This is a genomic window from Curvibacter sp. Hmag1.1 (assembly GCF_059769165.1).
Genome location: NZ_JBMBGX010000002.1, coordinates 482,566 through 495,294, shown reverse-complemented (window position 1 = coordinate 495,294; position 12,729 = coordinate 482,566). Strand labels below are relative to the sequence as shown.

The window sequence follows — 12,729 nt, the reverse complement described above, 5'->3', positions numbered from 1 at the left end:
GCCCCGCTGCAATGGCGGGTATGATTTTGCTTAATTTGTGCAAAACGCACATTATTTGTTTTAAATAATCAAATTAACTCATGAGCTTATCGCCCCGAATCCGTATTGCCCTGGCGGGCAGTGCCCTTGTTATCACTGCAGGCGCTCTGGCGGTCCCGTGGTACAGCTCGCGCATGTTGGCGGCCGGCTTGCAGGAGCTGGCGCTCGAGCACTCCAAGGGCGACTTGCGCATCCGTAATCTTGCGCACGAGGCCGGTTGGCTGAATTCTTCCGGAGCACTGGATCTGGAATGGCATAACCAATGTGCCGAAGACGCCGAGGGGCCGACCGTAGTGCATCTGGAATACCGCGCCCGCCATGTGCCGGACTTGAAGGGCCTGACGCGCTTTGACTGGTCTGCAGCGCCGGCGGGCGAGGCAGCTACCGGTGTGCAACAACTGCTGCGCGGGGGCAAGCTCACGGGAACCGGTCACGCGGGCTTCGATGGCACTTTCAGTACCGAGATGCAGCTGCCTGAGCTGGGCATGGTGGCCAACGGCGAAACTCTGCAGGTGACGCCCTCCGGCGGGCGCATGGAGCTTGGGAAAACGGCCTTGCGCTTTGACTGGGTCTTTGAACGCATGGCAATGCGCGGCAATGGCAATGCCCTGGAGGCCAAACACATCGCTCTGACCCTGGATCTGAAAAACCGGACGGTAGGTACGGGCCGCGCGGCTTTGGACATTGAAAGCATGAGTACCACGGACGTGACCCTGCAAGGCCTTCGCGTCAGCAGCGAAACGACCGAGCGCGGTGACCGGCTGGACTCCAGGGTTACCGAGTCGGTGCGCAGTGCGCAGTTTCTGGGGCAAAACCTCAAAGACCTGGTGCTGGAGGCCGAAGTCAAAGGCTTGCATACCGCCAGCGTGCAGACGCTGAGCAAAGTGTTCAGTGAGAGTTGCGGCCTGCAAAACGCGACGGCCGACGAGAAGCTGCAAATGCGCACTGCCCTGAAGAAGCTGCTGCTCGCCGGGTTCAGTGTGGGCATCCCCAAGCTGCAGGGCAGCGGCAACGAAGGCGGTCTGGATGGCAATCTGGTGCTGACCCTGGCCCCCGCGCAGGGCGACGAAGTGTTGCTCGCCAGCCAGCTCTCCAGCAGCGGGCAAATCAATATCAAGGGCAAGCTCATGCAGCCTGAGCAAAAGGCATTCGCCTTGTCCACCGGGTACGTGAATGAAGTACCTGATGGGGTGCAAGCCGGCTTTGAGTACGGCGGCGGCATCCTGAAAGTCAGCGGCAAAACGCTGGATGGCGCCATGGTGCAACTGGGTCTCCAGAAGCTGGATGCCTGGATCAAAACGTTTCTGGCGGGTGAGAGTTTGGCACTGCCCGAGGAGGAGCTGCCCGCAGTGGCGCCTTCAGAAGCGCCTGCGGGTCCCCCCGCCGCACCGGCCTCCTGAGCCCTCAGGCCTGGAGCCAGCGCAGGGTGTTCAGTTCGCCGCGCAAGTTGCGCAAATCCGCGGCGTTGCCGTTCTGTTTGGCATAGCGCCAGGCTTCCAAGCGCATGAGCCAAGCGATAGCCTCGGGCGTGGCCCGCGCGTCACCCTGAAGCAAGTTCGCCAGTGCGCGTGGCGTCCCATCGTCCGGAACCGGCAGGCCCAGTGCACGCAGGCGCTGCCTCGCACCTTGTAGCAAACGCAGCCAGGGGTCCTGGCGTTGCCGCTCCCACCAGTTCCAGCCAGCGCCCGCCAGGCTGGCCGTGACGATCAGGCCGATCAGCACGGTGCTCAGGTCCTGCCAATCCGGCGCGCTGAAGCCGATGTTGCGCAACAAATCCATTTGCTTGGCCTGGCTGTAATTCAGCACCCACTGGTTCCAACGGTTGTTGGTGGCTTCCCAGATCGCGCGCAGGTTCACCGAGAAGCCGGGGCTCACGGTGTTGAGGGCTTGGGTAAACACATTGGGTTGGGGCTGCAGGCGGGTGTAGGTGCCTATACCCACCCGGCCCGGCGAGACGGCCGATGTCGGGTCCACTCGCACCCAGCCGCGGCCGGCCATCCAGACTTCAGCCCAGGCGTGGGCATCGCTTTGCCGTACGGTCCAGAAACCATCCACGGTGTTGACTTGCCCACCCTGATAACCGGTGACGACACGGGCAGGTACGTCCAGCGCGCGCATCAACAGTACAAAGCTGGAAGCAATGTGTTCGCAAAAACCGGCCTTGCGGTCAAACCAGAACTCGTCGGCCGTATGGGTGCCATAGACGCCCGGTTCCAGGGTGTATTCGTAGCCTCCGGTACGCAGCTTGTTCATCACGGCATCGACCAGGGTTTGGGCTCCGGCGGTTGCCAGTTCCGGCTGGCGGCGCAAGTCAGCGGCGAGCTGCAAGGTACGTGGGTTGAAGCCCGGGGGGCAGGTCGACGTAATCCTGCAGGCCCACGGCCAAGCGGCTGGGGCCATGCCGGAAGTCAGGGTAGCTGGTAGCGCGGTAGCGCACCAGATCAGCAATCGGCTGGTCGGCTTGCCATTGCAGGTCGGGCCCCATGCTCACGCTGAAGCCCACGATCTCGGGCGCCTGTGGAGTGGCATCCAACACCATGAGCCAAGGGCGGTTGTTGGCTGCCAGGGTGACTTGGTAGCTCACGGGGTTGCCGCGCACCGCGAGTTCAGGCTGCAGCTGGACGCGGGAGGGGAAAGCCGAGCGCAGCGGTTTCCATTCGCGTCCGTCAAAGGTGGAGAACACCGGGCCGCGGAAATACATTTGATCCTGGGGCGGCGGCGGGCCGTCAAACTTGATGCGCATGGCAATGCTGTCGTCCAATGCGAGGCTGGCAATCGTGCCTACCTGCATTTGGCCGGATAGGCCGCTGCGCCCGCTCATCGCGTCGCCCGGCAAGCCCCATAGCGGAGCGATGCGGGGGAACAGCATGAACAGTGCCGCCATGATCGGGGCGCCGGCCAGCGCCATCCACCCCGCCATGCGTGCGGCCTGCATCAGGGGCGGGCGGCCGACCGGCATGTGGCTGTTGACCAGCGCCGTCAGCAGGCCCAGCAGGGCGATCACCATGGCCCCCGCAGTCAGCAGGCTTTGCGAGAAAAAGAAGTTGCTGAGCATCGTGAAAAAGCCCAGAAAGAAGATGACGAAGGCATCGCGCCTTGCCCGCATCTCCAGGGTTTTGAGTGCCAGCAGCACCACGATGAAGGTGACCCCGGCATCCCGCCCGAGCAGGGTGCGGTAGCTAAACCAGGTGCCGGCCGTGGCCAGCGCCAGCAAGGCCAACAGCCACCATCGCGAAGGCAGGGGGCGGCTGCCCCAAGCCAGCACGCCGCGCCACAGCAGCACTGCGCCTGCCATTGCACTGCACCACCAAGGCAGACGGTCCAGTTGCGGCAGGATGACCCAGGCAATCACCCCCAGCAGAAACAGGGTGTCACGGGCTTCACGGGGCAGGGTTTGAAGGCGTTGCAGCATGGCGGTGGTCGGGGTTCGGTGGGCTCAGGCCAGCGCCAGGGCTTGCAAGCAGTTCTTCTGGTGGGCCGGTCCGCTATCGGGCGCCAACTCGTGCGAGCCCAAACGCAAACCGTAGCGCAGGCCGCGGGTTTCGGCTTGCAGCACCCAGGCACACAGGCGAGAGAGGGCCAGCTCTCGCACGCCACTAGCAGCGCGGCTGCGGAGCTGGTTTTCCACAGCGCCCAAGTCCAGCCACAGCTCCAGTCGCTGGGCTTGTTGGGCGTCACGGCTGACCAGTTCGTCGCTCTTGGCGGCCTTCTTCCAGACCACGAGTTTGAGCGGGTCGCCCCGGCGGTAGGCGCGCACGCCATCGAACTCGCCGGTGGTGTGGCGCTGCGCGGTTTGGGCGCCGCTGCTGCGGGGCTCGCCCGGCGGCAGAGGGGGCGGATTCAACTCCGGCGCGGGGTACACCAGCACCTTGGAGGCCGGGCGCCACACGGTCCAGACCCGGAAGGTACCCAGCGGAAAGCGGGTTTCTGAGGTCAGGGCCGGCAGGGGCTGCAGCCCACGCAACGTGGCGGGAAAGCTGATCTGCACCTTGGCGCTGCCTTGCGGGCCCACGTCGGTCCAGCTCCAGTGTCCGCTGCCCAGAACAGCCAGGCCGATGCCGTAACGGTTGCGTTTGGACGGGTTGTTGAGTTGTATGCCCAATGGCACGCTGGCGCCCGCGAAATGTGCGTCAGGCGCTATCAAATGCATAGTAAGGCCGCTGAGCGTCCCGTGGCACACATGCACGCCGATGATGGCCGCCCCGGTCAGCATGAAGGTCAGCAGATAACCCAGATTGAGCTGGTAGTTGATGCTGGCCACCAGCAGCACCAGCAGCGTGAGACCCAGCATGAAACCCGGCCGCGTGGGCAGGATGTACACATTGCGCTGGGTGAGGGTGGTGCTGTCCTTGAGTGGCAAGCGCGCTTGCCACCAGGCTTGAAAGAGCTGGCGCACCAACGCCACTGGATTCCACCAGTGGGCACCCGGTGGACCGGCGGAGCCGGTCCACCGGGTGCGCCCCCCTGGGGGGGGGAGGCGCCATTGGCGCTACGGGGGGGGGCCATCAGGGTAACGGAACCGCTTGCAACATCGCCCGCACCTGCTCTTCGGCACCACGCCCCGCGTCACCCACCGGAATCAGGCGGTGCGCAATGGTTTGCGGCAGCACGGCCTGCACATCGTCGGGTGCCACATAGTCACGGCCGCTGATCAGGGCCTGGGCTTTGGCGGCTCGAAGCAACGCAATACCGGCGCGGGGCGACAGGCCTTGCAGGAACCAGCGGCCGCTGCGGGTCGCCGTGATCAGGTCTTGCACATAGTCCAGCAGCGGGTCGGCGGCATGCACGGCTTGCACCGCCTGTTGCAGGCGATCGAGTTCATCACCTTGCAGCAGGCTGGGCAGGTGGTCCACCATGGCGCGACGGTCCTCGCCTGCGAGCAAGGCGCGCTCAGCCGCGCGGTCCGGGTAGCCCAGGGAGATGCGCATCAGAAAGCGGTCCAGCTGGGATTCGGGCAGCGCGTAGGTGCCGAGTTGGTCTAGTGGGTTTTGGGTGGCGATGACGAAGAAAGGGCGGGGCAGGGCGCGGGTTTCACCTTCGACGGTGACCTGCTTTTCTTCCATGGCTTCGAGCAAGGCACTTTGGGTCTTGGGGCTGGCGCGGTTGATTTCATCGGCCAGCAGCACCTGGGCAAACAAGGGGCCGGGGTGGAATACAAAAGCTTCTTTGCCGCGCTCGTACACCGACACGCCGGTCAGATCGCTGGGCATCAGGTCGGAGGTGAACTGCACCCGCGAAAACTGCAGGCCGAAGGTGCGCGACAGCGCGTGGGCCAAGGTCGTTTTACCCACGCCGGGTACGTCGTCAATCAGCAGGTGACCACCGGCCAAGAGGCAGGCCACGCAGTCGCGGATCTGATCGGGTTTGCCCACAATCACCGTGTTAAGCTGGTTGAGCAGGGATCTGAGTTTGTCTTGGATGTCCATAAAGAGACCTTACCCGAAAATCAAAAAAGCCGAGATACAGGTGAAGAAGACCGGATACTTTACGCACCGCGATTGCCACTTGCACGAGATGGGCCGCGGCCATCCGGAATGCCCCGAACGCTTGAGTGCGATCGACGACCGCTTATTGGCCGGCGGCGTGCTGGATGCGCTGGATCGGCGGGAGCCGCCACTGGCGCTGCTGGCAGATTTGGAGTTGGCCCACAGCCGCATGTATGTGGCCTCCGTGCGCGGCCTCACCGATGCCCTGCGGGACGATGTTGCGGCGGGTGGTCCGACCCATGCCCAGGTGGACCCCGATACCTCCATGAATATCCACACATGGGATGCGGCTTTGCGCGCGGCAGGCGCCGCATTAGCCGCCACTGACGCGGTCATAGCGGGGGAATTGGAGAATGCGTTTTGCTCGGTGCGTCCACCAGGACACCATGCCTGCAAAAGCGAAGGTATGGGCTTTTGCATTTTCAACAATGTGGCAGTGGCTGCGCGTTACGCGCTGGAGCGTCACGGTCTGCAGCGCGTGGCCATCGTGGACTTTGATGTGCACCACGGCAATGGCACAGAAAACATCGTCGCCGGCGACCAGCGCATATTGATGCTGGGTTTTTTCCAGCATCCCTTTTACCCTTATGGGGGCGCCCAGTCGCATGCCAGCAATCTGTTGAATGTGCCCGTGCCTGCCTATACCCGGGGCGATGTCATTCGGGACTTGGTGAAGGAACAGTGGCTGCCGCGCCTCGAGGCGTATCGCCCTGAGATGATTTTTGTCAGCGCCGGTTTCGATGCCCATCGGGATGACGACCTCGGCCAGATGGGGTTGCTGGAAGACGACTATGCGTGGATGACGCGACAGATCAAGGCCGTGGCTGACCGGCATGCGCAGGGACGCATCGTTTCCTGCCTGGAGGGCGGGTATAACCTCGACGCCTTGGCGCGTAGCGTGGAAGCCCATGTGCGTGTGCTGGCAGATTTGTAATTGATATTTTGTGAAACCGATGGCTTCTTTGAAACACATTCCCGCACCTCAGCCGATAGATGACTTTGCCGGCTGGCTGGATGCATTTACCCAAGCGACAGTTTTGCTGGAGTTGGCGGCATTGGGCGTGAGCGTGCTTGCCGCCTGGGGGCTGGTGGCCGCTTTGCGCAAAGCGCTGGGGCAGCAGGAAGAAAAATCAATCTGGTTCGGCCGGCGGGTGATCGACGGGGTTTTGTTCCCCTTGGTGCTTTTGTGCCTGGGCTATGTGGCGCTGGAATTGCTGAGCCACTTTGTAATCATCGCGGTATTCCGGGTCGTGATACCGGTGTTGATCTCGCTGGTGGTGATCCGGGTGGGGGTCAAGGTCTTGCAGGCGACGTTTGCGGAGTCGCGCTGGATCAAGCCTTTGGAACAGACTATTTCATGGGTCGCCTGGATGGCCATGGTGCTGTGGGTGAGCGGCTTGTTGCCTGTCATTCTCAATGAGCTGGACTTGATCACCTGGAAGGTGGGCGGAACCACGCTGTCGGTGCGCAACATTCTCGAAGGCATGGTGACCGCGGGCGCGGTGCTCATCATCACGCTGTGGATATCGGCCGGCATTGAATCCCGCTTGCTGCGCTCAGCCACCGGCGGCGAACTCTCGCTGCGCAAGGCGGCCAGCAATGCCGTTCGCGCAGTGCTGATGTTCGTGGGTTTAATGATGGCGCTCTCAGCCGTGGGCATTGATCTCACCGCTCTCTCGGTGCTGGGCGGGGCAGTGGGCGTGGGTATCGGTCTGGGCTTGCAGAAGCTGGCGGCCAACTATGTATCCGGCTTTGTGATTCTGACGGAGCGCAGCATGCGCATTGGTGATGTGGTGCGGGTCGACGGGTTTGAGGGGCAGATCACCCAGATCAACGCCCGCTACACCGTGGTGCGCAGCCAGACCGGGCGCGAGTCCATCGTGCCGAATGAAATGCTGATTACCCAGCGCGTGGAAAACCTCTCATTGGCAGACCCCAAGGTGAATCAGAGTGTGTTGGTGACCGTGGGTTATGACAGTCAAGTCGAGCAGGTTATGGCCTTGCTGCTGGAGGCCGCATTGAGTCAGCCGCGCGTGTTGCGGGAGCCGGCGCCGGCGGTGCAATTGGCCAACTTCGGGGCAGATGGGTTGGAGTTTTCTGTGGCTTACTGGATTGACGATCTGGAAAACGGGCAAGGCAATCTGCGTTCAGAAATCAACCTCGCCATTCTCAAGATCCTGCGCGAGCACGGCATTGACATTCCCTACCCCCAACGGGTCGTGCACACCAAGGCGCATTGACGGTTTCTGAGTCCCCGCCCTAAAAGTTAGCGGGACAAGTCTGCACAGACCGGCGAGCCCCGCTATAATCACAAAAAAGCACGGTCGTTCTATTTTATCTATTTCGGCTTGCCGGTTCCCGCATTTCGCAGGGAGCAGGCAGTCCGGCATAGAATCTGATGATTGACGTGCACGTCAACTAAAACGACCAAATTTCTAACTATCTGGAGTCGCAGCAATGAAAGTCCTGGTACCCGTCAAACGTGTGGTGGACTACAACGTGAAGGTTCGCGTCAAGTCGGACAACACGGGTGTAGACATCGCCAACGTCAAGATGAGCATGAACCCCTTTGACGAGATCGCCGTGGAAGAAGCCGTGCGCCTCAAGGAAAAGGGCGTGGTCACGGAAGTGATCGCGGTGTCCTGCGGCGTGGCCCAGTGCCAGGAAACCCTGCGTACTGCCATGGCCATTGGTGCCGACCGCGGCATCCTGGTGGAAACCACCGAAGAGCTGCAACCCTTGGCCGTGGCCAAACTGCTCAAGGCGCTGGTCGACAAAGAGCAGCCCGGCCTCGTGATCCTGGGCAAGCAAGCCATTGACGACGATTGCAACCAGACCGGCCAGATGCTGGCAGCCCTGGCTGATCTGCCTCAGGCCACGTTTGCTTCCAAGGTGGAAGTGGTGGACGGCAAGGCCCACGTGACCCGTGAAGTGGATGGCGGTCTGGAAACCCTGGCCGTGAGCCTGCCGGCCATCATTACCACTGACCTGCGCCTGAACGAGCCCCGCTACGTCACCTTGCCCAACATCATGAAGGCCAAGAAGAAGCAGCTCGACACTTTCAAGCCCGAAGATCTCGGTGTCAACGTGGCTCCCCGCATCAAGACCCTGAGCGTGGCTGAACCTGCCAAGCGCAGCGCTGGTATCAAGGTGCCTGATGTGGCGACCCTGGTGGACAAACTGAAGAATGTTGCAAAGGTAATCTGATCATGACCGCTCTTGTTATCGCCGAACACGACAACGCATCCATCAAGGGTGCCACCCTGAACACCGTGACTGCTGCCGCTCAAGCGGGTGGCGATGTGCACGTATTGGTTGCCGGCAGCAATGCGGGTGCCGCTGCTGCTGCTGCTGCGCAAATCGCCGGTGTGTCCAAAGTGATCCATGCCGACAGCGCAGCTTTCGAACATGGATTGGCCGAGAACGTGGCAGCCCAGGTGTTGGCTATCGCCGGTGCCTACAGCCACATCGTTTTCCCGGCCACTGCCTCCGGCAAGAACATCGCCCCCCGTGTGGCGGCCAAGCTGGACGTGGGCCAAGTGTCTGACATCACCAAAGTGGTGAGCGCTGACACCTTCGAGCGCCCCATTTATGCCGGCAACGCCATCGCCACTGTGCAAGCCACTGACGCCGTGAAAGTGTTGACCGTGCGCACCACCGGTTTCGACCCCGCAGTGGCCACAGGTGGCAGTGCAGCGGTAGAGACCGTGACAGCTTCAGCCACCAGCGCTGCCGTGACTTTTGTGGGCTCCGAAATTGCCAAGAACGACCGCCCTGAGCTGACAGCTGCCAAGATCATCGTTTCCGGTGGTCGTGCGCTGGGCTCTTCTGAAAAGTTCACTGAGGTCATGACGCCCCTGGCAGACAAGCTGGGTGCTGCCTTGGGTGCATCCCGCGCCGCAGTGGACGCGGGTTACGCGCCCAACGACTGGCAAGTGGGCCAGACCGGCAAGATCGTGGCACCCCAGCTGTATGTGGCTTGCGGTATCAGCGGTGCCATCCAGCACTTGGCCGGCATGAAGGATTCCAAGGTCATCGTCGCCATCAACAAGGACCCTGAAGCCCCCATTTTCAGCGTGGCGGATTTCGGTCTGGAAGCCGACCTCTTCACTGCGGTGCCGGAACTGATTGCGGCACTCTGATGCCGGTCCGAAAAAGGGGCATCGCGCGCGGTGCCCTTTTTTTTGGTCCAGCCCGTTACCTACCCTGTCTGTAACCCCCACAATAACTGGAGACTCACCATGAGTTACGTCGCCCCCGTCAAGGACATGCTGTTCAATATTCAGCACCTGGCCAACATCGAACAGATCGCCCAACTGCCCGGCTTTGAGGATGCCGGCCTCGACACCGCCCAGGCCGTGCTGGAAGAGTCCGCCAAGTTCACCGAAGGCGTATTGGCGCCCTTGAACTGGGAAGGTGACAAAAACCCCTCCAGCCTGAAAGACGGCGTGGTCACCGCCACTCCGGGTTTCAAGGATGCGTTCAAGCAATTCACCGACGGTGGCTGGCAAGGCCTGCAGCACCCCACTGACTTCGGCGGTCAGGGCCTGCCCAAAACCATTGGCGCCGCCTGCGGCGAAATGGTCAACAGCGCCAACATGAGCTTTGCCTTGTGCCCTCTGTTGTCGGACGGTGCCATCGAGGCTTTGCTGACAGCCGGGTCTGATGAACTCAAAGCCACCTACCTCGAAAACCTGGTGAGCGGCAAATGGACAGGCACCATGAATCTGACCGAGCCTCAAGCAGGTTCTGATCTGGCCCTGGTTCGCAGCCGCGCTGAGCCCCAGCCGGACGGCACTTACAAAGTCTTCGGTACCAAAATCTTCATCACCTGGGGTGAGCACGATATGGCCGAGAACATCGTCCACCTGGTGCTGGCCCGTGTGAGCGGCGCGCCTGAGGGCGTCAAAGGCATCAGCCTGTTTGTGGTGCCCAAATTCATGGTGAACAAAGACGGGTCTTTGGGCGCCCGCAACGATGTGCATTGCGTCTCCATCGAGCACAAGATGGGCATCAAAGCCAGCCCGACTGCAGTGCTGCAGTACGGCGACAACGGTGGTGCCATTGGCTACCTCGTGGGACAGGAAAACCGGGGGCTGGAGTACATGTTCATCATGATGAACGCGGCCCGCTATGGCGTGGGTGTGCAGGGCATTGCGATTGCCGAGCGCGCTTACCAAAAGGCGGTGCAATTCTCCAAAGACCGCGTGCAAAGCCGCCCGGTGGATGGATCTACACCCGGCAGCGCCCCCATCATTCACCACCCTGATGTGCGCCGCATGTTGATGACCATGCGCGCTTACACCGAAGGCTGCCGAGCGTTGGCCAGCGTAGCTGCCAGCGCCTACGACGCAGCGCACCACCACACTGATGCAGAAGCCCGCAAGCAGAACCAGGCCTTCTATGAGTTCATGGTGCCGCTGGTCAAAGGCTACAGCACCGAGATGAGCCTGGAAGTCACTTCGCTGGGGGTACAGGTGCACGGTGGCATGGGTTTCATCGAAGAAACCGGCGCGGCCCAGTACTACCGTGATGCCAAGATCCTCACCATTTACGAGGGCACCACTGCCATTCAGGCCAATGACCTCGTGGGGCGCAAGACCTCCCGCGACGGTGGCCAGATTGCCAAGGGTATTGCCGGCCAAGTGGAGGCGACCGAAGCCGATTTGCTGGCCAGTGGCTCCGCGCATGCGTTGGCCGTTGCCAAGCGCCTGAAGGCTGCCCGTTTGGCGTTTATTGACGTGGTCGAATTCGTGGCTGGCAACACCAAAGCCAGCCCCAATGCCGTGTTCGCCGGTAGCGTGCCGTACCTCATGCTTGCAGGCAACTTGATGGCCGGCTGGCAATTGGCCCGCTCGCTGCTGGTGGCTGAAAAGGCAATTGCCGCTGGGGACGATGTAGCGTTCATGCAAGCCAAGATCACTACCGCGCGGTTCTATGCTGACCACTTGTTGAGCAAGGCCGGTGGCCTGCGCGACAGCATTGTGGAAGGTGCCGACAGCGTCACCGCCTTGCCGCTCGACGCTTTCTGATGGGCTTGCCGGCGATGCCGGCAAAGTTGATGCTACAGATTTGGTAGCTGCTTGCGCTTATGCCGCGGGCGCTACCAGTCGATATCTCACATAAATAGTACCCGAGGAGACCCCATGTCCAAACTGCCTGCACCGCTGGATAAGCTGCCATTTCCGGTGATCGGCTCTCCCTTGTTCATCATCAGCAACCCGAAGCTGGTGATTGCCCAATGCATTGCGGGTGTAGTGGGCTCCATGCCGGCGCTCAATGCGCGTCCGGCCGAGTTGCTGGAGGACTGGCTGAAAGAGATCACCGAGGCTTTGGCGGCCCACAACGCGGCCCATCCGGACAGGCCCGCCGCGCCTTTTGCCATCAATCAGATCGTGCACAAGAGCAACGACCGCCTGGAGCACGACATGGCTCTGTGCGTGAAGTACAAGGTGCCGATCATCATCACCTCGCTGGGCGCGCGCGAAGACATCAATGCCGCAGCTCACTCCTACGGCGGTGTGGTGTTGCATGACATCATCAACAACAAGCACGCGCACAAAGCGATTGAAAAAGGCGCGGACGGCCTGATCGCCGTGGCCGCAGGTGCGGGTGGTCATGCGGGTGTGAAGAGCCCGTTTGCCCTGGTGCAGGAAATCCGCCAGTGGTTCGATGGCCCATTGGCCTTGTCCGGCTCCATTGCCACGGGTGCCTCGGTGCTGGCGGCGCAAGCCATGGGGGCAGACTTCGCTTACATCGGCTCGGCCTTTATTGCGACCGAAGAAGCCCGCGCTGCGCAGGAATACAAGCAGGCCATCGTGGACAACAACTCGGATGAGATTGTGTATAGCAACCTCTTCACCGGTGTGCACGGCAACTACCTGGCGCCCAGCATCCGCGCGGCGGGCCTGGACCCTGCCAGTCTGCCGGAGAGCGACCCGAGCAAGATGAACTTTGGTGGCGCATCGGCCAAAGCCTGGAAAGATATCTGGGGCTGCGGGCAGGGCATCGGCGCCGTCGACAAGATTCAACCTGCATGCGAGTTTGTGGCCCAGCTCAAGCGGGAGTACGCAGCCGCCAAGGTAGAGCTGCTGGCACGCAATTACGTCTGATTTTTGGAACGTTTGGCCCGGTAGCGCCCGTGCTCTCTGCGCGAGGCGCTATTTTTTTGATAGTGCGGAACGTCGGGCCTGGCAATGCCCCA

At 61.8% G+C, this 12,729-nt stretch carries 9 protein-coding genes and 1 pseudogene; 7 read left to right on the top strand and 3 right to left on the bottom strand.

Translation table 11 applies throughout. The annotated features are described in order from the left end of the window. Positions 1–80: 80 nt before the first annotated feature. Complete coding sequence (locus ACOAP0_RS02765) at positions 81–1,439, top strand: DUF945 family protein (protein ID WP_498375686.1); 1,359 nt, start codon at positions 81–83, stop codon at positions 1,437–1,439. A gap of 4 nt (positions 1,440–1,443) precedes the next feature. On the opposite strand, the pseudogene ACOAP0_RS02760 reads toward ACOAP0_RS02765, so the two are convergent. From ACOAP0_RS02760 to ACOAP0_RS02750, 3 genes and pseudogenes are all read right to left on the bottom strand, one after another. Then, positions 1,444–3,451: pseudogene (locus ACOAP0_RS02760) on the bottom strand (transglutaminase TgpA family protein). 24 nt (positions 3,452–3,475) lie between these two features. After that, the gene (locus tag ACOAP0_RS02755) at positions 3,476–4,444 is read right to left on the bottom strand and encodes a DUF58 domain-containing protein (protein ID WP_498391306.1); all 969 of its coding nucleotides are present in this window, start codon (positions 4,442–4,444) and stop codon (positions 3,476–3,478) included. 100 nt (positions 4,445–4,544) lie between these two features. Then, positions 4,545–5,465 carry an AAA family ATPase gene (locus ACOAP0_RS02750; protein WP_313877702.1) on the bottom strand — a complete coding sequence of 307 codons (921 nt, stop codon included), beginning with the start codon at positions 5,463–5,465 and terminating at the stop codon, positions 4,545–4,547. 40 nt (positions 5,466–5,505) lie between these two features. Between ACOAP0_RS02750 and ACOAP0_RS02745 the strand changes: the two genes are divergently transcribed. The 6 genes from ACOAP0_RS02745 (at position 5,506) to ACOAP0_RS02720 (ending at position 12,637) form a co-directional block, all read left to right on the top strand. Beyond that, positions 5,506–6,459 (top strand): histone deacetylase family protein, encoded by a 954-nt coding sequence (locus ACOAP0_RS02745; RefSeq protein ID WP_498375688.1) that lies wholly within the window; start codon positions 5,506–5,508, stop codon positions 6,457–6,459. Between the two features lie 19 nt (positions 6,460–6,478). Beyond that, positions 6,479–7,765: a mechanosensitive ion channel family protein gene (locus ACOAP0_RS02740; protein ID WP_498375689.1), complete on the top strand. Its 1,287-nt coding sequence runs from the start codon at positions 6,479–6,481 to the stop codon at positions 7,763–7,765. Positions 7,766–7,982: 217 nt separating this feature from the next. Beyond that, positions 7,983–8,732: an electron transfer flavoprotein subunit beta/FixA family protein gene (locus ACOAP0_RS02735; protein ID WP_498375690.1), complete on the top strand. Its 750-nt coding sequence runs from the start codon at positions 7,983–7,985 to the stop codon at positions 8,730–8,732. 2 nt (positions 8,733–8,734) lie between these two features. Next, complete coding sequence (locus ACOAP0_RS02730) at positions 8,735–9,667, top strand: electron transfer flavoprotein subunit alpha/FixB family protein (protein ID WP_498375691.1); 933 nt, start codon at positions 8,735–8,737, stop codon at positions 9,665–9,667. 99 nt (positions 9,668–9,766) lie between these two features. Then, positions 9,767–11,557 (top strand): acyl-CoA dehydrogenase, encoded by a 1,791-nt coding sequence (locus tag ACOAP0_RS02725; RefSeq protein WP_498375692.1) that lies wholly within the window; start codon positions 9,767–9,769, stop codon positions 11,555–11,557. 114 nt (positions 11,558–11,671) lie between these two features. Beyond that, the gene (locus tag ACOAP0_RS02720; protein WP_498375693.1) at positions 11,672–12,637 is read left to right on the top strand and encodes an NAD(P)H-dependent flavin oxidoreductase; all 966 of its coding nucleotides are present in this window, start codon (positions 11,672–11,674) and stop codon (positions 12,635–12,637) included. The last annotated feature ends 92 nt before the right edge of the window (positions 12,638–12,729 follow it).